At 71.9% G+C, this 24,742-nt stretch carries 21 protein-coding genes; 9 read left to right on the forward strand and 12 right to left on the reverse strand.

What is annotated here, in order from left to right; genetic code table 11:
• Positions 1–8 precede the first annotated feature (8 nt).
• From urtE to MKL01_RS11725, 5 genes are read right to left on the reverse strand one after another with little or no spacing between them, the layout of a single operon-like run.
• The gene (gene urtE / locus MKL01_RS11705) at positions 9–716 is read right to left on the reverse strand and encodes an urea ABC transporter ATP-binding subunit UrtE (RefSeq protein WP_243905380.1); all 708 of its coding nucleotides are present in this window, start codon (positions 714–716) and stop codon (positions 9–11) included.
• Positions 713–1,423: an ATP-binding cassette domain-containing protein gene (locus MKL01_RS11710; RefSeq protein WP_243905381.1), complete on the reverse strand. Its 711-nt coding sequence runs from the start codon at positions 1,421–1,423 to the stop codon at positions 713–715. The genes urtE and MKL01_RS11710 overlap by 4 nt, the downstream gene beginning before the upstream one ends.
• On the reverse strand, positions 1,420–2,520 hold the full coding sequence (urtC, locus tag MKL01_RS11715) for an urea ABC transporter permease subunit UrtC (protein ID WP_243905382.1): 1,101 nt from the start codon (positions 2,518–2,520) through the stop codon (positions 1,420–1,422). The genes MKL01_RS11710 and urtC overlap by 4 nt, the downstream gene beginning before the upstream one ends.
• Positions 2,517–4,154, reverse strand: coding sequence for an urea ABC transporter permease subunit UrtB (gene urtB, locus MKL01_RS11720; protein WP_243905383.1), 1,638 nt, complete (start codon positions 4,152–4,154; stop codon positions 2,517–2,519). The genes urtC and urtB overlap by 4 nt, the downstream gene beginning before the upstream one ends.
• The gene (locus MKL01_RS11725; RefSeq protein ID WP_243905384.1) at positions 4,147–5,373 is read right to left on the reverse strand and encodes a transporter substrate-binding protein; all 1,227 of its coding nucleotides are present in this window, start codon (positions 5,371–5,373) and stop codon (positions 4,147–4,149) included. Before MKL01_RS11725 ends, urtB begins: the two co-directional genes overlap by 8 nt.
• A 687-nt stretch (positions 5,374–6,060) precedes the next feature.
• Between MKL01_RS11725 and MKL01_RS11730 the strand changes: the two genes are divergently transcribed.
• Genes MKL01_RS11730 through MKL01_RS11750 form a run of 5 tightly spaced genes read left to right on the forward strand, consistent with a single transcriptional unit; the run spans position 6,061 to position 11,177 of the window.
• Positions 6,061–7,113 (forward strand): ABC transporter substrate-binding protein, encoded by a 1,053-nt coding sequence (locus tag MKL01_RS11730; RefSeq protein ID WP_243905385.1) that lies wholly within the window; start codon positions 6,061–6,063, stop codon positions 7,111–7,113.
• Between the two features lie 5 nt (positions 7,114–7,118).
• Complete coding sequence (locus MKL01_RS11735) at positions 7,119–8,048, forward strand: ABC transporter permease (RefSeq protein ID WP_243905386.1); 930 nt, start codon at positions 7,119–7,121, stop codon at positions 8,046–8,048.
• Positions 8,038–8,844 (forward strand): ABC transporter ATP-binding protein, encoded by an 807-nt coding sequence (locus MKL01_RS11740; protein ID WP_243905387.1) that lies wholly within the window; start codon positions 8,038–8,040, stop codon positions 8,842–8,844. The genes MKL01_RS11735 and MKL01_RS11740 overlap by 11 nt, the downstream gene beginning before the upstream one ends.
• Before the next feature lie 29 nt (positions 8,845–8,873).
• Positions 8,874–10,415, forward strand: coding sequence for an amidohydrolase family protein (locus tag MKL01_RS11745; protein WP_243905388.1), 1,542 nt, complete (start codon positions 8,874–8,876; stop codon positions 10,413–10,415).
• A 3-nt stretch (positions 10,416–10,418) separates the two neighbouring features.
• Positions 10,419–11,177 carry an aspartate/glutamate racemase family protein gene (locus tag MKL01_RS11750; protein WP_243905389.1) on the forward strand — a complete coding sequence of 253 codons (759 nt, stop codon included), beginning with the start codon at positions 10,419–10,421 and terminating at the stop codon, positions 11,175–11,177.
• 2 nt (positions 11,178–11,179) lie between these two features.
• On the opposite strand, the gene MKL01_RS11755 is transcribed toward MKL01_RS11750, so the two are convergent.
• Complete coding sequence (locus MKL01_RS11755) at positions 11,180–11,914, reverse strand: aspartate/glutamate racemase family protein (RefSeq protein ID WP_243905390.1); 735 nt, start codon at positions 11,912–11,914, stop codon at positions 11,180–11,182.
• Positions 11,915–12,050: 136 nt separating this feature from the next.
• On the opposite strand from MKL01_RS11755, the gene MKL01_RS11760 reads away from it, so the two are divergent.
• Positions 12,051–13,337: a hydantoinase/carbamoylase family amidase gene (locus tag MKL01_RS11760; RefSeq protein WP_243905391.1), complete on the forward strand. Its 1,287-nt coding sequence runs from the start codon at positions 12,051–12,053 to the stop codon at positions 13,335–13,337.
• Positions 13,338–13,374: 37 nt separating this feature from the next.
• Here MKL01_RS11760 and MKL01_RS11765 read toward each other — a convergent pair whose 3' ends face one another.
• The 5 genes from MKL01_RS11765 to MKL01_RS11785 all read right to left on the reverse strand — a co-directional run bounded on the left by MKL01_RS11765 (position 13,375) and on the right by MKL01_RS11785 (position 17,564).
• Entirely contained in the window at positions 13,375–14,592 is a 1,218-nt protein-coding gene (locus MKL01_RS11765; RefSeq protein WP_243905392.1) for an ABC transporter substrate-binding protein, read from the reverse strand.
• 158 nt (positions 14,593–14,750) lie between these two features.
• On the reverse strand, positions 14,751–15,047 hold the full coding sequence (locus MKL01_RS11770; RefSeq protein WP_243905393.1) for a YciI family protein: 297 nt from the start codon (positions 15,045–15,047) through the stop codon (positions 14,751–14,753).
• Positions 15,048–15,060: 13 nt separating this feature from the next.
• Positions 15,061–15,345 carry a muconolactone Delta-isomerase gene (catC, locus tag MKL01_RS11775; RefSeq protein ID WP_243905394.1) on the reverse strand — a complete coding sequence of 95 codons (285 nt, stop codon included), beginning with the start codon at positions 15,343–15,345 and terminating at the stop codon, positions 15,061–15,063.
• Between the two features lie 160 nt (positions 15,346–15,505).
• On the reverse strand, positions 15,506–16,894 hold the full coding sequence (locus MKL01_RS11780; RefSeq protein ID WP_243905395.1) for a sensor histidine kinase: 1,389 nt from the start codon (positions 16,892–16,894) through the stop codon (positions 15,506–15,508).
• A complete protein-coding gene (locus tag MKL01_RS11785; protein WP_243905396.1) occupies positions 16,887–17,564 on the reverse strand; it encodes a response regulator transcription factor in 678 nt (225 codons plus the stop codon). Before MKL01_RS11785 ends, MKL01_RS11780 begins: the two co-directional genes overlap by 8 nt.
• Positions 17,565–17,850: 286 nt before the next feature.
• On the opposite strand from MKL01_RS11785, the gene MKL01_RS11790 reads away from it, so the two are divergent.
• The 3 genes from MKL01_RS11790 (at position 17,851) to MKL01_RS11800 (ending at position 22,631) form a co-directional block, all read left to right on the forward strand.
• Positions 17,851–18,048, forward strand: a complete 198-nt coding sequence (locus MKL01_RS11790; RefSeq protein WP_243905397.1) for a polyhydroxyalkanoate synthesis regulator DNA-binding domain-containing protein — start codon at positions 17,851–17,853, stop codon at positions 18,046–18,048.
• 61 nt (positions 18,049–18,109) lie between these two features.
• On the forward strand, positions 18,110–19,462 hold the full coding sequence (locus tag MKL01_RS11795; protein WP_243905398.1) for an efflux RND transporter periplasmic adaptor subunit: 1,353 nt from the start codon (positions 18,110–18,112) through the stop codon (positions 19,460–19,462).
• A gap of 10 nt (positions 19,463–19,472) precedes the next feature.
• Positions 19,473–22,631: an efflux RND transporter permease subunit gene (locus MKL01_RS11800; RefSeq protein ID WP_243905399.1), complete on the forward strand. Its 3,159-nt coding sequence runs from the start codon at positions 19,473–19,475 to the stop codon at positions 22,629–22,631.
• Positions 22,632–22,686: 55 nt separating this feature from the next.
• Here MKL01_RS11800 and MKL01_RS11805 read toward each other — a convergent pair whose 3' ends face one another.
• A complete protein-coding gene (locus MKL01_RS11805) occupies positions 22,687–24,636 on the reverse strand; it encodes a putative bifunctional diguanylate cyclase/phosphodiesterase (RefSeq protein WP_243905400.1) in 1,950 nt (649 codons plus the stop codon).
• Positions 24,637–24,742: the final 106 nt, after the last annotated feature.

The following is a 24,742-nucleotide window of genomic DNA, read 5'->3' on the forward strand; positions in this document are numbered from 1 at the left end:
TCTGGCTGTCAGACGGCGATGTGACGGGTGAGCGTGTCGTGGTTCAGCGCAGCCGGGTCGCCGCGCTCGACGACGCTGCCCCGGGACAGCACCACCACCGCGTCGGCGACCCGGAGCGCGAAGTCGAGATACTGTTCCACGAGCAGCACCGTGATCCGCCCCTTCAGGCCGGCGATCACGGTCTCGATGGCGGCCACGATCGAGGGCTGGATGCCCTCCGTCGGCTCGTCGAGGAGGAGGGCGCGGGGCCGGGTGGCCAGCGCCCGGGCGATGGCGAGCTGCTGCTGCTGGCCCCCCGAGAGGTTGCCGCCCGGGCGGTGCCAGAGCCCGCGCAGGGCCGGGAACAGGGCGACGGCCTCGTCCACGGCGTCGGTGCGGTCGAGCCCATGGGCGCGGGCAGCGACCCGCAGGTTCTCGGCGACGGTCAGCTCCGGGAAGATCTCGCGGCCCTGGGGCACGTAGGCGAGGCCCGAGCGGGCGCGCCGGTCCGGCGAGAGGCGGCTCAGCTCGGTCCCGTCCAGGGCGATCCGGCCGCGGCTCGCCGGGATGAGGCCGGTGAGGCAGCGCAGCAGCGTGGTCTTGCCGGCGCCGTTGCGGCCGAGCACGGCGAGGCAGGCCCCCGGCTCGACGGCGAGGTCGATCCCGCGCAGCACCTGGGCGCTGCCGTAATGCTGGTCGAGCCCCTCGACGGCGAGGCGTGCCGGTGCGGGCGTCATCGGCCGAGGAAGACCTCGATGACGCGGGCGTCGCCGCGGGCGCCGCGCATGCTGCCCTCGTAGAGGGTGCGGCCCTCGTGCAGCACCGTCACCCGGTCGGCGACGGCCTCGACGAAGCCCATGTCGTGCTCGATCACCAGGATCGCCCGGTCCGGCCGCCGCAGCGCGCGGATCAACGCGGCGGTGTGGGCCGTCTCGGCGTCGGACAGGCCGGCCACCGGCTCGTCGAGGAGGAGGAGCGCGGGCTCGGCGGCGAGCACCATGCCGATCTCCAGCCACTGCTTCTCGCCGTGGGCGAGGCGTCCCGCCAGCACCGCGGCGCGCGGAGCGAGGCCGATCTCCGCCAGGACGGAGGCGATGCGGGCCGGGCGCGCCCGCCCGCTCAGGGTCGGCCCGCAGCCGATCTCCAGGTTCTCCCGCACGGTCAGCGCCGGGAAGACGCTGGGCTTCTGGAACTTGCGCCGCACGCCGGCCCGGGCGATGGCGGCCTCGGAGCTCTTCGTCAGGTCGATCCCGTCGCCGAGCGTCACGCGGCCGGAGACCGGCTTGGTGATGCCGGAGATGACGTCGAGCAGCGTGGTCTTGCCGGCGCCGTTCGGCCCGATCACGGCCCGTACCTCGCCGGGATCGACCGCGAGGGAGACGGCATCGAGGGCGGTGAACCGCCCGAAGGCGACCGTCAGGGCGTCGACCACCAGCGCACTCATCGGGCCGCCCGCAGCCAGGTCGGGCGCAGGCGCAGGCCCGGGAGGTCGAGGAGCCCGTTCGGCAGGACCAGCACCACGAGCAGCACCAGTCCCGACAGGATGAAGGGCCACGCCTCCGGCATCGCGGCGCTGAGCCAGAACTTCAGGCCGTTGACGAGGATCGCGCCGATCACCGCCCCGCCGAGCCGCCCCAGCCCGCCGATCGCCACCCAGACGGCGATCTCGATGGACAGATCCGGCGCCAGCACCCGCGGGTTGATGATGCCGACCTGCGGCACGTAGAGGATGCCGGCGAGCGCCGCGATCATGGCCGAGAGGCACCAGATCCCGAGCTTCAGCCGGGTGGTGCTGTAGCCCAGCGTGCGCAGGCGGGTCTCGTCGTCGCGGCAGGCGAGCATCCGGCGGCCTAGCGCGCTGCCGACGAGGAGCCGGGCGCCCGCGAGCACCGCGGCCAGCGCCAGCAGGGTGGCGACCGCCAGCCCGGTGGCCACGCCGGGCGCGCCCATCGGCCAGCCGAACAGCAGCGGGAAGCCGGTCATGCCGTTGTTGCCGCCGAGCCCGGTATCGTTGCGGTACATCAGCAGCATCGCGACGTAGACGAGCGCCTGGCTGATGATCGAGAAGTAGACGCCGTTGACCCGGGAGCGGAACGAGGCGAGCCCGAACACGAAGGCGACGAGGCCGGCGAGCGCCAGCGCGAGCACGAAGGCGTAGGCGGCGTGGTCGAGGCCCGCCCAGTAGGCCGGCAGGCTCTTCCAGCCCATGAACTGCACGAAGTCCGGCAGCACGCCGGTCGCGGCGACGCCGTGGGCGAGCAGGTGCATGGCGCAGACGTAGCCGCCGATGGCGAAGAACAGCCCGTGTCCCAGGCTGAGGATGCCGAGATAGCCCCAGACCAGGTCGAGGGAGACGGCCAGGATCGCGAAGGCGGCGAGCTGGCCCACGGCATTGACGAGGTAGGGGGCGGGGGGCGCCACCAGCAGCGCCGCGGCGGCGGCGAGGCAGAGGCCGACGAGCCCGGCGACCAGGGGATCGCGCAGGGCCCGCGTCGCCGGTCCGGTGGAACTCGGCAGGGCGGTCTGGAGGGCGCCGCTCATCGCCGCCGCCGGACCGCGAACAGCCCCTCGGGCCGGCGCTGCAGGAACAGGATGATCCCGACGAGCACGATCACCTTGGCGGCGACCGCGCCGGAGATCGGCTCGATCAGCACGTTGGCGCCCCCGACCCCGAGGGCCGCCACCAGGGTCCCGATGAGGCTGCCGACGCCGCCGAGCACCACGACCATGAAGCTGTCGACGATGAAGCCCGATCCCATCCCGGGATTGACGCTGTAGATCGGGCAGAGCGCAACCCCGGCGAGCCCTGCCAGCCCCGAGCCCAACCCGAAGGCGAGGCGGTCGACCCGGCGGGTCGGCAGGCCGAGGCAGGCGGCCATGTCGCGATTCTGGGTCACCGCGCGGATGTCGAGGCCGAGGGGCGTGCGGCGCAGGATCAGCAGGGTCAGGACCAGCGTCGCCGCCGCGAAGCCGATGGCGAACAGGCGGTTCCAGGTGACGACGAAGTCGGCGTAGAGCGGCACGCCGCCGCTCACGTAGGCCGGCATCGCGAATTGCAGGTTCTGCGTGCCGACGGTGACGCGGATGAGGTTCACCAGGAACAGGCTCACCGCCCAGGTGGCAAGCAGGCTCATCAGTGGGCGCCGGTAGAGGTGGCGCAGGATCAGCGCCTCGACCACGATCCCCACCAGGGCGACGGCGCCGAAGGCCACCGGGATCGCCGCCACGAGATAGAGGTCGAGCAGCGCGGGGGCGAATTGGCGGAAGACCTCCTGCACGCCGTAGGTGGCGTAGGCGCCGAGCATTATGAACTCGCCCTGGGCGAGGTTGATGACGCCCATCAACCCGAAGATGATCGCCAGCCCGGCCGCCGCCATGAACAGGATGCTGGCGAAGCTCAGCCCGTTGTAGACGACCGCGAGGCCGTCCCCGATCGCCACCGCGCGGGAGACCTTCGCGAGCCCCGCATCGACGGCCGCCCGGAAGGCCGGGTCCGCCGCGTAGGCCGGATCGCCCTTCAGGGTCGCGAGCCGCGCCCGGGCGGTCCCGGACGGGCTCGCCGCCACGGCGCCGATCGCCCCGAGGCGCCGGGCCGGATCGGGCGACGACAGGGCGGCCGCCTGGGCAAGGCCGGCGATCGTCCCCCGCAGCGCGGCATCGGTCTCCGCGTCCCGCGCCCGGTCGAGCACCGCCTCCGGCACGGCGGCGATGCGCCGCTCCAGCACCGCGAGACCGGCGGCGCGGGCGGCCGGGTCCGGGCCGGTCAGCAGGGCGACGACGCCGCGCGCGGTCTCGATCGCGGCGCGCTGGCGCAGGCCGAGGACGGGGGCGCGCGCCTCCGCGGCCGGCCGGACCGCGTCGGTGACGGCGTCGCGGCCCTCGGGGGCGCCCGGGCGGTCGAGCAGGACCGCGCCCTCCGCCGTGCAGGACAGGCGGCGCTCGGCCAGCGCGCCGAGGAGCCGCCCGGCGCGGGCGAGATCGTCGGCCGGCAGCGCGCCGCCGGCCTGGACGAGGCCCTCGGCGCCGCGCACCTGGGCGGCGGCGTCGCCGCAGAGGGCTGCCGCGAAGGCCGCCCGGTCGAGCGGCGCGGCCCTCGCGGGGATCGCGAGACATGCGAGCGCGAGGCAGCCGAGCGCCAGGACGGCGCGGCGCGGACGCCGCCTCCGATCAGCCATAGGGGCTGAACGGGACCGGCTTCGGGGCATCGGGGGATTGCCAGAGCACGTCGAAGCCGCGCTTCTCGTTGACCGACCCGATGAAGACCCCGCGGGAGACGTAATTGTTCTCCCCCGTCATGGTCAGCGTGTAGCCGGACGGGTCGTCGAAGCGCAGGCCCGCGAAGGCCTTGCGCACCTCCGGGACCGCGAAGGAGCCGGCCTTGGCGGCGGCGAGCGCCCAGAGATGGACGCTGTCGTAGGCCGAGACCATCGGGTCGATCACCGTATCGGCGCTGAACGGGACGTTCTTGGCCTTCACGTAGGACGCCCAGTCGGACAGGAACGTCGTGTTCCGCGCGCTTTTGGCGGCCTGGAGATAGGCCCAGCAGTTCAGGTGGCCGACGAGCTTGCCGGTATCGAGCCCTTCGAGATCGGCCTCCACCATGTCGAGGCCGAGGATCGGCACGTCGGTGGCGCTGATGCCCTGGTTGGCGAACTCGCGCAGGAAGTCGGGGATCGAAGATCCGACGACGGTGAGCACCACGATCGGCTGGCCGCCGGGCTGGCTGGCGAAGCTGCGCACCTGGTTCACCAGCGTCTGGAAGTTGGAGAAGCCGAAGGGCACGTATTCCTCGCGCCACGCGGTCTCGGGGATGCCCTTGCCCGTCCAGTAGCCCTTCAGCTGCTTGTTGATGGTGCGTGGCCAGACGTAGTCCGAGCCGATCATGAAGAAGCGCTTCGCGCCGACCCCGTCCGGGCCCATCAGGTAGTCCACCGCCGGCAGCACGGAGCTGGCGGGCGGCGAATTCACGTAGACGACGCTCTTGGAATTCTCGTCGCCCTCGAAGTGGAGCGGGTAGAACAGCAAGCCGTCGTTCTGCTCGACCACCGGCAGCACCGACTTGCGCGACACGGAGGTCCAGCACCCGAACAGGGCGGCGACCTTCTCCTGCTGCAGCATCTGCCGCCCGACCTGCGCGTAGAGCGGCCAGTCCGAGGCGGGATCGGAGGTCACCACCTCGATCTGGCGGCCGTTGACGCCGCCGCGGCCGTTGATCTCGTCGGCCGCCATGCGGACCACGTGGTTCAGCCGGCCCTCGAGATTGGCCATCGTGCCGGAGGACGAGAACAGGCAGCCGAGCTTGACGGTGTCGGCGGCGTAGGCCGGCCGGATGAGAGCCGGCGCCGCGAGAAGCGCCGCCGTGCCGACGAAGCTGCGCCGCGTGAGATGCGTCATCGACCCCGAAGCCCCCATGGAATGCGGACGCGATTGTCGGTCGGCGTCCGGAAGACGGGAAGGTCAAAGAGGCTGCAGGTCGGCGAGGACTTTGCGCATATTGGCAGCATTTGTGCGCGCGACGGGCGGTCCTCGACGGAGAACGTCAAAATTATCGTATCGGATCTTACGTCTCGCGACTGCCGGATGACGCATCGCGTGGGGCGACGCGGCCGCAGACCGAGGTGCGGCCCTCTGCCCGCTCGGGTTCCGATGCGCGCATCGTCGCGCTGAGACCGACGCTGATGACGGAGCGCGACAGGCCCCCTCTTCCGCACGGGAGAGGGGACCCGCGCCCCTTCACGCTGCCCGGCCCGCCGAGACCTCAAACCTGTCTCGCCCCCGCCGCGGGCATGCCCGGCGTCTCAACAGATCGTGAGGGTGCGGCCGGCGGGGCCGCTCAACCGACGGTGGGGGCGCCGATGGCACGCTTCTTGTGAAGATCCCACCAGCGCAGCGTCGCCCCCGGCGGCGGCTACAGGTTGGCGTGCCGTCGAGACCATGAGGTGCCGGGTGACCGGATCTCATCGACCGCCACGACACCGACCACCAGACCCTGTCCCGAGCCACACAACCCCGCGCGTCCGGTGGGGCGCCGGCACGCACCGTCCGTAAGACCCTGACATCCGCCTCCCGAGGAGAGCCGATATGTGCGACCGTCACGGCGATTACCGCGTCCCCGACTTCGCGCGGTTCAAGCCCAGCCGCAGGCGCTTCCTCGGCGGCACCGCCGCCGCACTCACCCTGGCGGTGGGCCCGGGCATGGTCGGCCGCGCCGCGGCGGCCACCGGCATCCGGGCGACCCACGGGACCGGGTTCTGCAACCTCAACTTCTTCCTGGCCGAGGCGATGCAGCTCGCCAAGGATGACGGCCTCACCATCGATTTCGTGAACACCCCGACCTTCTCGGATCAGGTCACCTTCCTCGGCATGGGCCAGGTCGATGCCGGCGTGATGCCGTATACGAGCTTCATGGCCCTCTACGACGCGGGCGCCCCGGTGAAGATCGTGGCGGGCGGCGGCATCGAGGGCTGCGTGCTGGTGGCCCAGCCGGGCCTCGACAGCCCGGAGAAGCTCAAGGGCAAGACGCTCGGCACCTTCCAGCTCGATACGCTGGAGGTGCTGCCCTACGACTGGCTGAAGAAGAACGGCGTCGCCTTCAAGGACATCACGGTCCGCTACATGGGCTCGACCCCGGAGGCCGTGGAGGCCTTCCGTGCCGGCGCCCTCGACATCATCTCGACCATCGAGCCCTACGGCACCGCGCTGCTCACCGACGTGAAGGGCGCCGTGAAGCTCTCCGACGGCACCGACATCTACGGCAAGGGCTACACCGACTGCGTGCTCGCCGTACGCAACGAGCTGATCGCCAAGAACCCCGGTGCGGTCAGAGCCCTGATCAAGGGCATGATGAAGGCGCAGGCCCTGGCCGAGGGCGACCCCCAGTCCGCCCTGAACACCCTCGTCGGCTCCTACTACAAGACCTCCATGAGCAACGCCCAGCTCGCCATGGGCCGGCAGCCCTCGGTGGTGGACGCCCGCAACCAGACGCAGTTCATCCTCGACCGGACCGATTCCGTCGCCGAGATGGGCTACATCAAGAAAAAGCCCGGCCGCGACGCGATCGACTGGACGCTCCTGGAGCAGGTCATCGCCGAGAACCCGGATCTCTACGGCAAGCTCAAGCTGAAGTCGGCCTGAGCGGCATGGCCGTCGATCTCGCCCGCGCACCCGCCGTCCCGCACGGCCCGGCGCGCCTCCCCCTAATCCAGCGCATCGCGCTGCCCGAAGGCCTCGTCCCGCTCCTGCAGCGGACCGGCTGGATGCTGGTCTCGGTCGGCTGCTTCGCCGGCCTGTGGGAGCTGCTCTGGGCGTTCGGCATCGCCGATGCCAAGCTGCTGCCGCCGCCGCACATCTTCCTCGGCAACCTCGTCGAGCAGGCGCGCTTCTTCAACACCGCCCAGCGCTGGCAGATCGGCACCGGCATGAATGCCGGCCCGAGCCCCGCCATGGCGGTCCTGATCACCGTGCTCGCCTCCACGGGCCGGGTGCTGGCGGGCCTGTTCCTGGCCGCGACCCTGTCGATCCTGGTCGGCGTGGCGATCCGCTACGTCGTGCTGGTCGAGCGGCTGACCTTGCCGACCATCACGCTGCTCGCCCCGGTCTCGCCGATCGCGTGGCTGCCGGTGGCGATCTTCATGTTCGGCATCGGCAACGCCCCGGCGATCTTCATGGTGTTCATCGCCCTGTTCTTCACGATGGTCCTCTCGACAATCCACCAGATCGACGGGGTCAACCGGAACTACATCAACGTCGCCCGGACCATGGGGGCGTCGAAGCGCCAGATCTACGCCCGGGTGATCGTGCCGGCGATCCTGCCGGGGCTGCTGGCAGTGTTGCGCCTCAACCTGTTCGGCGCCTGGATGGTGGTGCTCGTCGCGGAGGCGACCGGCGTCGGCTACGGGCTCGGCCAGGTGATCATGCTGGCGCGCAACACCTTCAACCCGTCGCTCGTGTTCTTCACCATCACGCTGATCGGCCTGCTCGGCTTCGCCTTCGACCTGCTGTTCCGGGTCGTCCAGCGGCGGATGCTCTACTGGCTGCCGCGCGACGCGGGGTCGTCCCTTGGCCTCTGACCCCGCTGCCGTCGACGCCGTCTCCTGCCGGGGCGTCGCCAAGGTCTGGGCGGCCGGCACCGCCCGCGCCCACGAGGCCCTGCGCGACATCGACCTCACCGTGCGGCCGGGCGAGTTCGTGGTGTTCCTCGGCCCCTCCGGCTGCGGGAAGAGCACGCTGCTCTACCTGATCGCCGGGCTGGAACCTGCCTCCGGGGGCGAGCTCCTGGCCTTCGGCGAGGCCGTCACCGGCCCGTCGCCCGAGCGCAGCCTGATCTTCCAAGAGACCTCGCTGCTGCCCTGGCTCAGCGTCTGGCAGAACGTCAGCTTCGGCCTGTCGCTGAAGGGCGTGCCGGAGGCCGAGCGCCGAAGCATCGCCCGGGCCGCGCTCCAGCGGGTCGGCCTCGCCGAGGCCTTCGACAAGCGCCCCGACGAGCTGTCCGGCGGCATGCGCCAGCGCGTGGCGGTGGCCCGGGCGCTCGCCATGCGCCCGAAGGTCCTGCTGATGGACGAGCCCTTCGCGGCCCTCGACGTCCAGACCCGCCAGAAGATGCAGGACTTCCTCCTCGACGTCTGGCGCGACAGCGGCGCCTCGGTGCTGTTCGTGACCCACCACATCGACGAGGCGGTGGCGCTCGCCGACCGGGTGGTGGTGTTCACCGCCCGGCCCGGGCGGATCAAGACGATCGTGCGCAACGACCTCGCCCGCCCGCGCGACCCGTTCTCGCCCGAGGCCGAGGCGATGCGGCGGCATCTCACCGAGCTCCTGCGCGACGAGGTCGACCGGGCCTTCGCCGAGCAGGAAGCGCTCGTCTGACGCAATCTTCCCTCATGACGGACCGAAGCATGGCCACCTCGCTGATCCGCAGCCGGCGGATGATCACCCGCACCCTCGACCACGACCGCTGGGAGGAGATCGCCGACGGCGCGGTGCTCCAGAAGGACGGGATCATCGAGGCGGTCGGCACCTACGCGGACCTGCGCGCCCGCTACCCCGACGCCCCCGTGATCGGCTCGGGCCGCGAGATCCTGCTGCCGGGCTTCGTCAACGGCCACCACCATGTCGGCCTGACGCCGGTGCAGCTCGGCTCCCCCGACATGCCGCTGGAACTGTGGTTCGTCACCCGCATGGTGGCGCGCAACCTGAACCTCTACCTCGACACGCTGTATTCGGCCTTCGAGATGGTCGGCTCCGGCATCACCACGGTCCAGCACATCCACGGCTGGATGCCCGGGAGCCTGGAGGAGGTCGAGGCGCGCTCCAACGAGGTGCTGCGCGCCTATCGCGACATCGGCATGCGGGTCTCGTACTGCTTCGCGGTCCGCGACCAGAACCGCCTCGTCTACCAGGCCGACAGGGACTTCGTGGCGAGCCTGCCGGCGCCGCTGCAGGATCCGATGAAGCGCTGGTTCGAGCGCTTCCAGATGTCCCTGGAGGACAATTTTTCCCTGTTCCGCAGCCTGCATGCCGGCCAAGAGGGCGCCTCGCGGGCGAAGGTCCAGCTCGCGCCCGCCAACCTGCACTGGTGCTCGGACGCCGCCCTCGAAGGGCTGGCGGGTCTGTCCGAGTCCTACGACGTGCCGATGCACATGCACCTCGTCGAGACCGCCTACCAGAAGGCCTACGCGGAGAAGCGTGGCGGCGGGACGGCGGTCGAGTATCTCGACCGGTTCGGCATGCTCGGGCCGCGCCTGACGCTCGGCCACGGGGTCTGGCTGAACGAATCCGACATCGACCGGGTCGCCGCGACCGGCACCTGCATCTGCCACAACTGCTCGTCGAACTTCCGGCTGCGCTCGGGCGTGGCGGCGCTCAACCGCTTCGAGGCCAAGGGGATCAACACGGCGATCGGCCTCGACGAGGCCGGCATCAACGACGACCGCGACATGCTCCAGGAGATGCGCCTCGTGCTCCGCGCCCATCGGGTGCCCGGGATGGACGAGGCCGACGTGCCCGGCATGGCCCAGGTGCTGCGGATGGCCACCGTCGGCGGCGCCCGCACCACCCCCTACGGCGACAGCCTGGGCACGATCGCGGTCGGCAAGGGCGCCGACATGGTCCTGATCGATTGGGACCAGATCGCCTATCCCTACCTCGACCCGGAGACGCCGCTCCTCGACGCGGTGATCCAGCGGGCCAAGACCGGGGGCGTCACCACGGTGCTGTGCGAGGGCGAGGTGCTCTACGCGGACGGGCGCTTCACCCGGGTCGACCGGGACGCCGCCCTGAAGGCACTCCACGACGACCTGTCGCGGGCGCTTTCGGACGACGAGGTCGAGCGGCGCCAGCTGTCCAAGGCGCTCCTGCCCCACGCGCGGCGCTTCTACGCCGACTACATCGACCCGTCGCGGCACGAGCCGTTCTACCGGCCGAGCTCCCGCGTCTGAGGCGTGCGGCTCCTCCTCGTCAATCCGAACACCTCGGCCGCCATGACGGCTCGGATGGCGTCGGCGGCCGCCTCGGCGCTGGCCCCGGACGTCGCGCTCACCGCCCTGACGGCGGCCCGCGGCCTGCCCTACATCGCGAGCCGCGCGGAGGCGCAGCTCGCGGGGGCGGCTTTGCTGGAAACCCTGGCGGAGCATCAGGCCGGCTACGACGCCGCCGTGATCGCGGCCTTCGGCGATCCCGGGCTGATCGCGGCGCGCGAGCTGTTCGACCTGCCGGTCGTCGGCATGGCGGAGGCGGCGATGCTCACCGCCTGCCAGCTCGGCCAGCGCTTCGGCATCGTGACCTTCTCGGGTACGCTCCTGCCCTGGTACGAGGACGCGGTCGCGCTAACCGGCCTGTCGGCCCGCTGCGCCTGCGTCCGGGCGGTGACGGCGGCGTTCCGCTCGGTCGCGGAGGTGCAGCACGAGCTGGAAGCCGAGATCGTCGCCTTGGCCAACCGGGCCGTCACGGAGGACGGGGCCGACGCGGTGATCCTGGCCGGAGCCCCGCTCACCGGCCTCGCCGGGCGGGTCGCCGACGCGGTGCCGGTCCCCCTCGTCGATCCGCTGGCGGCCGCCCTCGGTCAGGCGCAGGCGCTGGTCCGGCTCGGGGCACGGCCGCCGCGGGCGGGCCGCTTCGCCCGGCCTCCCGCCAAGCCCGCCACCGGGCTGGCGCCGGCGCTGCGGCGCTGGATCGAGCACGAAGCCGGCGACGATGCGTGAGGTCAGGCCCCGCGATCCGGCGCGAACACGCTGCCCCAGCCGGCGATCGCCGCGGTATCCAGTCCGGCAAGGTCCATCGCCTTCCACAGGCTGACCGCCACGGAATCGTAGACCGGGATCCCGAGCTCCGCCTCCAGGGCGGCCGCAACGGCGCCGCCCGCGAGATTGGTGCAGACGATGGCGGCCGCCTCGGCCCCCTCGGCCGCGACGGCGCGCACCATCCCGGCGATCTCGGCCTCCCCGGCTTCCGCGAAGGCGAAGTTCTCCGACAGGCCGAGATGCCGCTCGGCCGCGCAGTCGAGCCCGTCGGCGTGCCAGTTCGCCCGGATCCGCGCCTGCACGTCGCCCGTATAGGGCGTCACCAGCCCGACGCGCCGGATCCCGCGCCGCCGGAACAGGTCGCGGAAGGCGAGCGCCGAGGTCGAGGCCGGCACGCCGGTCTGCCGGGTGATCGCCGCGGACAGCGCCGCATCGTTGGCGAAGCCGAGCCACGCCCCCGCCGTGCCGTTCCACAGGATCGCGGCGACGCGGGCATCGGCGAGGAGTTCCGCGGCGGCGAGCATCGGCGCCTGGTCGAACTGCCCGAGCGCCGCCGCCGACAAGCCGATCTGCGTCACCCGCAGGCGCGCGAAATGGGCTGTAATCCCGGGCTGGCCCGCCAGCATGCGCGCCGTCATGGGTTCGAGGACGCTGTTCGAGGACGGCGTCAGCATCCCGAGCCTGGTCGTCCGCGGCATATCCACCCTCCCGCCCTGTCTCCCGCGCGGATCGTGACGCGCCCGGCCGTCGCCGCGTGGCAAGGACCGTTCCGGTGCGGGCGGCACGGAAGTGGCAGCGCGGCCGAGACGTGGTTCGGCTTGATGAGGCATCGGGATGGAAGCGGTATCGGCGATCGGCACGGCGGTCCGCGCCCAGCGCGGCCCCGTGGAGGCCCTGTTCGCGGAGCTGGCCCGCTGCGGCCGGACCGATCCCGGGTTCACGCGGGCCTCCTACAGCCCGGAGGAGAGTGCGGCCCACGCGGTGGTGGCGCGCTGCGCCGACGCGCTCGGCCTCTCGGTCCGGCGGGATGCCGCCGCCAACACCGCCATGACGTGGCCGGGCCGGGACCGGAGCCTCCCGCCGATCCTGATCGGCTCCCATCTCGACACCGTGGCCCACGGCGGCAACTTCGACGGGGCCGCCGGCGTGGTGGCCGGCCTCGCCGCCGTCGCGGCGTTGCGCGCGCTCGGGCTCACGCCGGCGCGCGACATCACCGTCATGGGCATCCGCGCCGAGGAGAGCGTCTGGTTCCAGGTCTCCTACATCGGCAGCCGGGCGGCGCTCGGCACCCTGCCGGACGGGGCCCTCGACGCGGTCCGGATCGACGACGGCCAAACCCTCGCCGCGCATATCGCCCGGGCGGGCGGCGACCCGGACGCCCTGCGGCTTAGCCCGCCCGCCCTCGACGCCGCCGCCATCCACGCCTTCCTGGAGGTGCATATCGAGCAGGCGCCGAGCCTCGTGGAGGCCGGGATCCCGGTCGGGCTCTGCACCGGGATCCCGGGTAACGTGCGCTATCCCGATGTCCGGATCCGCGGGCGCTACGACCATGTCGGTACGCCGCGCCGCTTCCGCCGCGACGCCGCCATGGCCGGCGCGGAGATCGCCCTCGCCCTCGACAGGGTCTGGGCGGAGCGCGAGGCGGCCGGATGCCCGATGGCCGTCACCTTCGGCCGGTTCCACACCGACGCCGCGGCGCACGGCCTGACCACGGTCCCCGGCGAATTCCGTTTCAGCCTCGACATGCGGGCCTACGCCGCCGGGGTGCTGGCGGAGATGGAGGCCGCGTTCCTCGACGCGGTCGCCGCGGCGGCGGAACGCCGTGGTGTCACGGTGGTCCTCGGGCCCCGCGCCGAGGCCGGCGTGGGCGCGGTCTCGCCCCGGATCCGCGACGGGCTCGCGGCGGCGGCCGGGGCCCTCGGCATCGCGACCCGGCCGCTGGGCAGCCCGGCCTCCCACGACGCCGCCGCCTTCGCCAAGGCCGGCGTGCCGATGGCCATGCTGTTCGTGCGCAACGCCAACGGCAGCCACAACCCCGACGAGGCCATGGCGATCGACGATCTCCTCGACGCCACCGCGATCCTCGCCGCCTGGCTGGCGGCGGAGGCCTGCCACGGCTGACGGGGCCGGCCGGTGACCGCGAGGAATCCCGCCGGGGCTACTTCTTCACGAGCGCGCACGTGCTTTCGGACAGGGGCTGAAACGCCTGCTCGCCGGGAATGGTCTTCACGATGCTGTAGAAATCCCAGGGTCCTCGCGAGTCCGCCGGCGTCTTCACCTGTGCCAAGTACATGTCGTGCACCATGCGGCCATCCTCGCGAAGCTTGGCGTTCCGGGCGAAGAAGTCCTGGATCGGCAGCTCGCGCATCTTGGCCATGACCCGCACGCCGTCGTCCGTCCCGGCGGCTTCGGCCGCCTTGAGGAAGTGGAGCACGGCCGAATAGTCGCCGGCCTGCACCATGGTGGGCATCCGGCCGCCCATCCGCTCGCCGAAGCGGCGCGCGAACGCCCGCGTCTGCTCGTCCATGTCCCAGTAGAAGCCCGTCGTCAGGATCATGCCCTGCGCGGCCGGCAGCCCCACGGAATGGATGTCGGTCAGGAAGATGTTGAGGCCGCCCAGCCTCTGGCCGCCCTGCACGATGCCGAACTCGCTCGCCTGCTTGATGGTGTTGATCGTGTCGGCCCCGGCATTGGCCATGCCGATGATCCTGGCGCCCGACGCCTGTGCCTGAAGCAGGTAGGAGGAGAAATCGGCGTTGGGGAACGGGTGCTTGACCGAGCCGAGCACCTGGCCGCCCTTCGCCTTGACGACGCGCGTCACCTGCGCTTCGAGATCGTGCCCGAAGGTGTAGTCGGCGGTGATGAAGAACCAGGTGTTCTTCGGGTCATCCGCCAGGGCCGAGGCGGTGCCGGCGGCCAGCGCGTAGGTGTCCCACGTCCAGTGGGCGCCGGTCGGCGAGCAGGCGGCGTTGGTCAGCGCCATGGAGCCGGCGCCGGAGTTGATATCGATCTTGCCCTTGATGCGGGCGACCTCCCGCACCGCCAGGCCCGCGACCGACGAATTCGTGTCGAAGATCGCGTCCACGCCCTCGGTGTCGAACCAGCGGCGCGCGATCGACGAGGCGATATCGGCCTTGTTCTGGTGGTCGGCGAAGATCAGCTCGACCTTGCGACCGTTGATCGGGCGACCGAAATCCTCCAGCGCGAGTTCCGCCGCCGTCACGGATCCGCGGCCGGCGAGGTCCGAGTAGCCGCCGGACATATCGGTCAGGACGCCGATCTTGATGCCGCCATCGGCATACTGCGCGGAGGCCGGCACGGCTGCGAGTGAGGCTGCGCCGAATGCCGCGGCCGCGACGAAGCTACGGTAACCCACAAAGTTCCTCCCTGTTTGTTGATCGCGATACGACACGACTTCGCGGCCCCGGGAAAGCCGGTGGCGCGGCGCCGCGCGACTCCGATGCCGGCGGTGTCGCGCCGGTCGGACGACGCTCCCGGTGCGGCGGATGCGGCGGACGCCGTCGTCGCGCGCCGTCAGAGGCAGCTCCGACCGTCGAGGTAGGCCTTGCGCCAGCGCCTGATCTCCACGCGTTCGAAGAGGCCGACCTTGTGGAACGGGTCCGCCCGGATGAGCGCCTCGGCTTCGGCGCGGGTGTCGACATCGACGAGGTACAGGCCGCCGCCCGCATCGCTTCCGTCGTCGTTCAGCTTCGCCCCGCAGGCCAGGAGCCGGTGCCGGATCTGGTCGAGATAGGCGAGATGCTCGGCACGATGGGCCTTGCGGATGTCGAGGCTGCCGGTTCTGTCGAAGGTCTCGATCATGAAGGGCATGGCGCGCGACCTGTCAGTTGTCCACGATGGCGGAGGGATGCTGCGCCAGCGGCGTGACGCTGATCGCCATATACGGGTAGAGCGGCAGCGCCGTCAGCGTGTCGTGAAGCGCGTCGTTGCCGGGGACGTCGAACACGCTGTAGTTGGCGTACTGCCCGGCGACGCGCCAAAGGTGCCGCCACGTCCCCGCCTGCTGCAGCGTCTGCGCGTAGGCCTTCTCCTCCGCCTTCAGGCGATCGGCCTCCGCCTTCGGCAAGGTGTCGGGAATGTTGACCTGCATGTGGACCATGTAGAGCATGACGTTTCTCCCGTGCCGCGCGGATGCCTGAGAGCGTCCGCGCGGACCTGCGCTGCGTTGTACGGCGGCGATCCGCCACGAGGCCAGCCGTCAGGCGGCCTTCGGCCTTCTCTGCCGGCATGTCGTCAAGCGCGCCCGGTCCATCGCGGGACCGGCACCGTCATACCGACGGAGCACCGGCCTTGCTCCCCTCGGCGCTCGGGAAGACGAGGTCGAAGCGGCAGCCCCCCGTCGCGCCGGCGCGGACGGTCACGGTGGCGGTGTGGAGCTTCGCGATCGCCGCCACGAGGCTGAGCCCGAGCCCGTTGCCGGATGTCCGGCGCGCCACCTCCGCGCGGTAGAAGCGCTGGAACACCTTGGCGTGCTCCGCCGGCGGCAGGCCCGGGCCGGTATCCTCGACGGTGATGACGGTCGCGCCGCCGCTGCGGTCGACGCCCACGCGCACGACGCCGCCGCGGGGCGTGAACTTCAGGGCGTTGTCGAGGAGGTTCGACAGAGCCTCGAAGCACAGGTCGCGGTCGCCCCGGATCGTGTGGGCGCCGGGGCTGATCGAGACGGTGAGGCCGACGCCCCTCTGCTCGGCCACGGGCTCGAAGAACTCCACCGCGACGCCGACCACCTCGGCAAGGTCGACGCGCGAGAAGGCGGCCCGGCGGCGCCCGTCCTCCATCTCGCCGATCCGCAGCACGGCGGTGATCATCGTCAGCGTCTGGTCGATCCACGCGAGGCCCTGATCGATCGCCTCGTGGAACTCCGCCACCGTCCGGGCCTGCGCCCGGCTGCGCTCCAGCCGGGCGCGCAGCCGGGTCAGCGGCGTGCGCAGGTCGTGGGCGACCGCATCCCCGACGCTGCGGACCTCGCCCATCAGGTGCTCGATCTCGTCGAGCATCCGGTTCACGTTCCCGGCCAAGCGGTCGAACTCGTCGCCCCGGCTCCCGACCGGCAGGCGCTTGCGCAGGTCCCCGCGCATCACCTCGGCGAGGGCCGCCTCGGTGGAGGCCAAGCGCCCGCGGGCCCGGCGCGCGAGCAGGACGCCGCCGAGCCCCGAGAGCGCCAGCGTCGGCAGCAGCCCGAGGCCGAGGGCCCGCAGGGTCGTCACCCGGACCCGATCGATCTCGTCGGTATCGTGGGCGATCACCACGGTGCCGCCGTCCGGGAGCGCCAGGGCGGCGGCCCAGATCTCGTCGTCGAGGGTGCGCCCGGCGACGTCGACCGTGGCGCTGACCCGGTAGGCATCGCCGTCGCGCGCCAGACGATCCGGCACCGCGCCGAGATTGCCGGCCCGGCGCGCGCCGGCGGGGCCGAACAGGCCGCCGTAATGGGTGGCGTGAAGATCCATGGCGGTCCAGGTCTCGACCCGCATCGCCGCCGCCGCGGGATCGGCCGCGGCCGCCCGGACCTCCAGCCGCAGCGTCTCGGCCAGCTCCTCCCGCAGGTAGGTGGCCGTCTGCCAGTAGATGAAGGCGAAGATCGTCAGCGCCAGCAGGACCGACCACAGGGCGATCCCGAGCGCCCAGCGCAGCGTGGTGGAGCGCAGGAGCTCAGGCATCGGGCGAGAGCATGACACCGAGGCCGCGCACGCTCTGGATCAGGGGCGCCTCGCCGCCCGCTTCGAGCTTCCGGCGCAGGCGGCCGAGATGGACGTCGATGAGGTTCGATTTCGGCGTGAACCGGTAGTTCCAGACCTCCTCGAAGAGCATCGCACGGGTGACGATCTGCCCGGGGGAGCGCATCAGGTAGGCGAGGAGCTTGAGTTCGCGCGGCAGCAGGTCGAGATCGCGCCCGCCGCGCCGGCCGGTCCCGGCGATCAGGTCGATCTCCAGGCTGCCGACGCGCAGCACCGTCGCGCGGCTGTCCACCGGGCGCCGGAGCAGCGCCTCGATGCGGGCGGCCAGTTCGCCCAGGGCGAAGGGCTTGGCGAGGTAGTCGTCGCCCCCGGCGCGCAGGCCGCGGATGCGCTCGTCGACGTCGCCCAGCGCGCTGAGGACCAGGGCCGGCGTCCGGTCCCCGTCCCGGCGCAGGTCCTGGAGCACGCGGAGCCCGTCCTGGCCGGGCAGCATCCGGTCCAGGATGATCGCCCCCCAGAGCCCGTCCCGGGCCGCCCGGGCGCCGTCCGGCCCGGTCGCGGCCCAGACCATCTCGTGGCCGCGGCCGCGCAGGTCGTCGAGCACGTCCCCCGCCGTGTCAGCGTCGTCCTCGATCAGCAGCAGCCTCGCCACGCCCGCCCTTGCCTCCGACAAGTCGTTCTGCGGCCTGGACCCGGCTCGACCGCCCGCCGCGCGCCTGTGTGTCGGATTTCGCGCACGCCGTCCCGAACGGCAGCCAGTATGAACCCGAATTTAGTGGCGCCGCATCGGGTTCGACCAACTTATTAGAATGACTCTAGCACGTTTCGGCGCCCGCTCCGCGGCCCGAAGGCAGGCGCGCGGACATCAGCCATGCCGACCGCGACGCGCGGGACGCGCGCAACTCGGCCCGCATGCGGCGGCCTGAAGGGAACCGGAGATGCCCAGGAAACCGCGTCCACGGCGCCTGATCAACCGGTACGCGCAGACCCGCCTCTACGACGTGGCGAGCGGAACCTACGTCTCGCTCGACCGGCTGAAGGAGCTGCGCAGCGAGGGGTACGAGGTCGTGGTGCGCGAGGTCGAGACCGGCCGCTTCGTGACCGAGGAGGTCCTGCGCCCGGGCCTCGACGCATGAGGCCGTCAGTGCCGGGCCCGATTTCCTCCTGCGCCGGCAGGCCCGGCCGGCGCCCCCGCCGATGACGCTGCACGCCGAGGCGCCGTCTTCCGCCCACGAGGCCGAGATCGCCGGTCCGGCCGGCCCGCCGGCTTCCGAGCGCGACGTGGAGCCGGACCGCGTGCCGCCTGCCGCGCGGCGTCGCTGGCCGGCGGTCCTGGCGCTCGCCGCCGCGCTGGCCGCCCTGGCCTTCGCGGGCGGAACCGAGCGCGCCTCGATCCGCGACGCGCTCGGCCTCGCGGCGGCCCCGCCTGCGGCCGGGCCGGCCGGGACGCCGGGCCCCGGGGATCCTCCGGCCGATCCCGACGTCGTGACCCTCGACGCGGCCGGGCAGGCGCGGATCGGCCTCGCCTTCGGGACGGCCGAGACCCGTCGGATCGTGCTGCCGGTGCGGGCGCCCGGCACCGTCGCCTTCGACGAACGGCGGGTGACGCATCTCAAGCCGCGGACCCAGGGCCGGGTTCTCAGCCTCGCGGTCCAGCCCGGCGACCGCGTCGAGGCCGGACAGACCCTCGCGACCCTCGACGCGGCCGGCATCCTGGACGCCCGGAACGGGTTCCTCGCCGCGCAGGCCAGTCTGGGCGAGGCGCAGGCCTCCGAGAAGGTCGCGGAGCTGCAGCTTAGGCGCGGCCAGGAGCAGCTGAAGTTCGGCGGTGTCGCCCAGGCCGAGGTCGAGCGGCGGCAGGTCGATCTCGCCAAGGCGCATGCCGCGGTCCAGTCGGCCCAGGCCAGTGCCGACACGTACCGGGCGCAGTACCAGCGCCTCGCCCCCGCCGAGGGCGCCGCGCCCGGCACCAGCGCGGTGGTCACACCGATCGCCGGGGTGGTGACGCGCGTCGGCATCACCCTCGGCGAGGTCGTCGAGACCGGCCAGGACGCCTTCACGGTCGCCGATCCCGCCCGTGTCCTGGTGCTGGCCAGCCTCTACGGGCCGGACATCGTCCGGGTGAAGGCCGGGGACGCGGCCGTGGTGGAGAGCCCGATCCCCGGCCATCCGCCCTTCGAGGGCCGGGTCCGCTCGGTCAACGCCGCCCTCGACCCGGCGACCAACACGGCGCCCGCACGGATCGAGCTCGACAACCCGGGGGACCTGCTGCGCGCGAACATGTTCGTCTCCGTCACCCTGGCGGCGGATCTCGGCCGCGACGGCGTCACGATCCCGGCCGCTTCGGTGCAGCAGACCGAGGCGGGGCCGATCGCCTTCGCGCGTGTCGCGGCGGACCGCTTCCAGCGACGGCCCCTGACGCTCGGGATCCAGCGGTCCGACTGGGTCGAGGTGCAGAGCGGCGTCGCGGCGGGCGAGAGCGTCGCCACCGCGGGAAGCTTCGGCCTGAAGGCGATCCTGCTGCGCAGCCTGCTCGGCGCGACGGATTGAGGCGGCCGCCATGAAGACCTGGTTTGCCCTCCTGGTGCGCCGCCGCGTCCTCGTCCTGATGGTGGCGCTCGCCGCGGCGGCGGGGGGCGTCGCCAACCTCCGGGGGCTCTCGATCGACGCGGTGCCGGACATCTCCCCCAAGCAGGTGATGATCCTGACCCTGTCGCCGGGGCTCGGCCCGTTGGAGGTCGAGCGCCTCGTCACCTTCCCGGTCGAGACCGCCCTGGCGGGGGCGCCGGGGCTGACCAACGTGCGCTCGACCTCCCGGGCCGGAGTCTCGGCCGTCTACGCGACCTTCGACGAATCCCAGTCGGTCACCGAGGCCCGGGCGGAGGTGTTCCAGCGCCTGCCGCAGGCCAAGAGCCTGATGCCGGCCGGCGTCGGCGATCCCCAGATGGGCCCGATGGCGACGGGCCTCGGCGAGATCTACCAGTTCGAGCTGCGCGGGCCTGCCTACACGCCGATGCAGCTCAAGCGCATCCTGCAATGGACCGTCGCGCCCAAGCTGAAGCTCACGCCGGGCGTCGCCGACGTGAACATCTACGGCGGCCAGATGCCGACCTACGAGGCCCGGGTCTCCGCCGACGCGCTGCGCCGCTACGGCGTGACGCTCGCCCAGGTCTACACGGCGCTGGCCGACAACAACGCCGCCCGCGGGGGCGCCTATATCGAGCACAACGACCAGCAGGAGGTGATCCGCGGCCTCGGCCTCGCCAAGGGTCCGGAGGACATCGCCAACATCGTCGTCGCCACCGGCCCCGGGGGCGTGCCGGTGACGCTCGCGACGCTCGGCTCGGTGCAGGAGGCCCCCAAGGTCCGGCTCGGCGCCGTCACGCACGACGCGGCCGGCGAGACGGTCGTGGGGATCGCGCTGATGCGCTACGGCGCGAACGCCAGCGCGGTCGTCGAGCAGGTGAAGGCGACCCTTGACGACCTGCGCCCGCAGCTGCCGCCGGGGGTCGAGATCGTCCCCTATTACGACCGCAGCGCGCTCGTGGACCGCACGATTCACACCGTGGAGCACAACCTCCTGGAGGGGGCGGTGCTGGTGATCGTGGTGCTGCTCCTGCTGCTGGGCGACCTGAGGGCCGGCCTGATCGTGGCCGCGGCGATCCCGCTCGCGATGCTGATGGCCTTCGCGGGCATGCGGCTGCTCGGCCTCTCGGGCAACCTGATGAGCCTCGGGGCGATCGATTTCGGCCTGATCGTCGACGGGGCCGTGGTGATGATCGAGAACGTGCTGCGCGCCCGCGGGGAGCATCCGGACCGGCCGCCCCGGGCGGTGGTGCGGGATGCCGCCGCCGAGGTGGCCCGGCCGGTGCTGTTCGCGGTGGCGATCATCATCCTGGTCTACGTGCCGATCCTGGCGCTCCAGGGCGTGGCCGGCAAGATGTTCGTGCCGATGGCGCTCGCGGTGATCCTGGCGCTCTCGGGCTCCCTGATCGTCACCATGACACTGATGCCGGCGCTGGCGGCGATCCTCCTCGCCGGCCGGGGCGTCGGCGAGCGCAAGACGCGCCTCGTCCACTGGCTGCGCGCCGCCTACAGGCCGGTGCTGCGATGGGCCGAGCGTCACGCCGCCCTGACGGTCGTTACGACCCTCGCGCTCTTCGCCGGATCCTGCGTCCTGGCCACGCGGCTGGGCGGCGAGTTCCTGCCGAAGCTGTCGGAGGGCTCCATCGTGGTCACCTCGGAGAAGCTGCCGGGCATCAACCTCGACGCCTCGCTGGCCACGATGCGGCGCATCGAGCAGGTGCTGAAGGGGTTTCCCGAGGTGAAGCGCGTCGTCTCCCTCACCGGCAGCGCCGAGATCCCCACCGACCCGATGGGCGTCGAATCCACCGACAGCTTCATCACCCTCGCCGATCCCGCCACCTGGACCACCGCCGACACCCAGGACGGGCTGGTGGCGGCCTTCGACAAGCGGCTGAGGGCGGAGGTCCCCGGCGTCGCCTACAGCTTCTCGCAGCCGATCCAGATGCGCATGGACGACCTGCTGGAGGGCGTGCGCGGCGACGTCGCGATCAGCCTCTACGGCGACGACCTGAAGGTCCTGAAGGACACCGCCGACGCCATCGTGCGGACGGTCTCCGGGATCGACGGCGCGGCGGACGTGAAGGCCGAGGCCCAGGCCGGCATGCCCGCGCTCTCGATCCAGGTCGACCGCGCCCGGGCGGCGCGCTACGGCATCAACGTCTCGGATGTCCTCGACGTGGTGGAGAGCCTCGGCGGCCGCACCAGCGGGATGGTTTACGGCGACGACAACGCGATCACCGACATCGTGGTGCGCCTCGACCCGGCCGACCGCAGCGATCTCGAGCGGATCCGCGCCCTGCCGGTGGGTCGCTCCGGCAAGGAGGCCGGCACCCAGGCCCCCGTGCCGCTGTCGATGGTCGCCTCCGTGGAGGTCGCCTCCGGCCCGGCCCAGATCAGCCGGGAGCGCCTGCAGCGGCGGATCTCGGTCCAGGCCAACGTCCGGGGCCGCGACGTCCAGAGCTTCGTGGCCGATGCCCGGAAGGCCGTCGCCGAGCAGGTGCGATTGCCGCCGCGCTACGCGCTGGTCTGGAGCGGCCAGTTCCAGACGTTCCAGGAGGCGACCGCGCGGCTGGCCCTGGTCGTGCCGGCGGCCCTGGCGGCGATCCTCGTGCTCCTCGTGGTGATGTTCGCGGATCTGCGCCTGGCCGGCCTGATCTTCCTCAACGTGCCGGTGGCCGCCACCGGCGGCATCCTGGCGCTCACCCTGCGCGACATGCCGTTCTCGATCTCGGCGGCGATCGGGTTCATCGCGACGTTCGGCATCGCGATCCTGAACGGCGTGGTTCTGACGAGCTACATCCGCGACCTGGAGCGGGCCGGCCTCGATCCGCGGGAGGCGGCCACCCGCGCCGCCGAGATGCGGCTCAGGCCGGTGATGATGACGGCCCTGGTGGCGGCGCTGGGCTTCCTGCCCATGGCGCTCTCGACCAGCGCCGGCGCGGAGGTCCAGCGGCCGCTCGCCACCGTGGTGATCGGCGGGCTGATCTCCGCGACCCTGCTCACCCTCGTGGTCCTGCCGGCGGTCTATCCCGCGGTGGCGGGCCTGCGCCTTCGCGCCCGCCGCGGAGACCCCGTTCCGGCACGCGCATCCCCCCGGCCCGGATCCCGGATGCGGGCGGACACCGATGCGTGAGCGCGGTCCCCGGCATCGGGGCAGGCGGCGCCGCGTGTCCGGCGGTTCCGGTCCGTCAGGCGCTGAGGCGCGCCATCTCCGTCTCGACCCCCAGGCGGTGAAGCAGGTCCGCGACCGGCATCGGCTTGCCGACGAGGTAGCCCTGGACGTAGCGGCAGCCGTGGCGCCGCGCCGCCTGAAGCTGGTCGACGGTCTCGATCCCCTCGGCGATGCCGTCGAGCCCGAGGTTCTGGCAGAGATCCAGGATCGTGGACACGAGACTGCAGCCCAGGTCCGTGTCGATGTCGGCCATGAAGCTGCGGTCGATCTTGATCTTGTCGAGCGGCAGGCGGTGCACGTAGCCGAGGCTGGAATAGCCGGTCCCGAAATCGTCCAGCGCGATCTTGATGCCCAGGGTCCGCAACGCGGTGATGGCCGACTTCGCCCGCTCGAAGTCGCGCATCAGGGCGGTCTCGGTGAGTTCCATGGTCAGGCGGCGGGGGTTCAAGCCGCTCTCGGTCACGGCGGCGAGGATCGCCACCATGGTCTCGGGTGAGGCCAGATCGTGGGCGGACAGGTTGAAGGACAGACCGATCGCGGGCGGCAGGCGCGCGCAATCGGCGAGCGCCTTGCGCAGGAGCATCAGGGTCACCGTGTGGATCATGCCGCAGCGCTCCGCCGCGGCGATGAACCGGTCCGGCGGGATCCGGCCCAGCGTCGGGCTCGTCCATCGCGCCAGACCTTCGACGAGGGCGATCTCCCCCGAACCCGTATCGATGATCGGCTGGTAGTGCATCTCCATCTCGGCGGCGAGGTCGGCCGTCCGCAGGGTGGCCTCGACGGCGCGCTCGGCCCGGATCGCGTCCTCGTGCTCCTGCGAGAACAAGGTCGTCAGACCGCGCCGGTGCTCCTTCGAGTGGTACAGGGCGTAGTCGGCACGATCGAACAGTTCGTCCGCCGCGCGTCCCGCCCTTGGGAACTTCGCCAGGCCGCCCGAGCATCCCGCGATGAGCCGGATGTCCCCGAGTTGGATCGGCTTCTGCAGCGCGGCGCAGATGCCGTCGCAGAAGGCGATGATCTCCTCGGGCGGCCCGGGTGAGCGGACGAGCACGCCGAACTCGTCCCCGCCCAGCCGCGTCACGGTGACGTCGGCGCTCGCGAAGGCGGCCAGGCGCCGGCCGGTCTCGGCCAGGACGCGGTCACCCACGTTGTGGCCATAGGTGTCGTTGATCGGTTTGAAGTGGTCGAGGTCGAAGATCGCCAGCGCGAAGCGGACATTCTCCGCGGACGAGGCCCGGATGACCTCGTCGAGGCGCTGGAAGAAGAAGCGGCGGTTGGGAAGACCCGTGAGGCTGTCCGTATGGGCCAGGCGCGCGTTCTCCTCCGAGAGACGGCTCGCCTCGGCCTGGGATGCGACGAGCTCGACGAACGCGCGATAGTTGGTCCGGAGAACGCGCATCATGACCGCCGTCACGAAGGCGGTGTTGACGGCGATCGCCAGGAAGACCGGGTTCCCGCACGCGACGCAGCAGAACAGGAACACGCTCATGACGATGCCCGTCACGAGGAGGGCCGCGACGGGCAGGTGCGTCAGGCAGAAGATGCAGGCGATGACCGTGATGGCGACGAAGATCGCGACGTGGCCCTGCTCGTAGGGGCCGCCATACAAGCTCAGGGCGATCGCCCAGCTCACGAAGGCGACGGAGAAGAAGGCCGTCAGGACGGCGGTGCTTCGGAGTTGACGGGCGGCCCGGGCCTCGCCGATCGCTTCGGGGCACATCCGCCACCAGTGGAGCGCCCGGGCCATGCAGATGGCGATGAAGGTGCCGGGCAATGCGAGCGTCAGGGTCGCGGGGGCGAGGGGGTAATGCGTCGCTGCGACCGCGCAGGCATTGGCGCAGAGCAGGCCGTAGAGGGTCGGGATCTGCTTCCGAAGCTCCACCAGCTGACGGACGGCGGTCAGGTCATTGGCGGTTCCGGACAGCGGCGCGGCCAGCGTGGCGCGAAGGAAGCGGAGGGGATTCATAAAGGCTGTACCCGGACCAGGGCTGCAACCATAACGTGAGTTCATTAAGAGCGGCTTGCCGGGGAAGCGCGGGTGTTCGCGATCCGATGCCGGTATCCGTCCGTGT

It is taken from the genome of Methylobacterium sp. J-070 (assembly GCF_022829385.1).
Classification (GTDB): Bacteria; Pseudomonadota; Alphaproteobacteria; order Rhizobiales; family Beijerinckiaceae; genus Methylobacterium.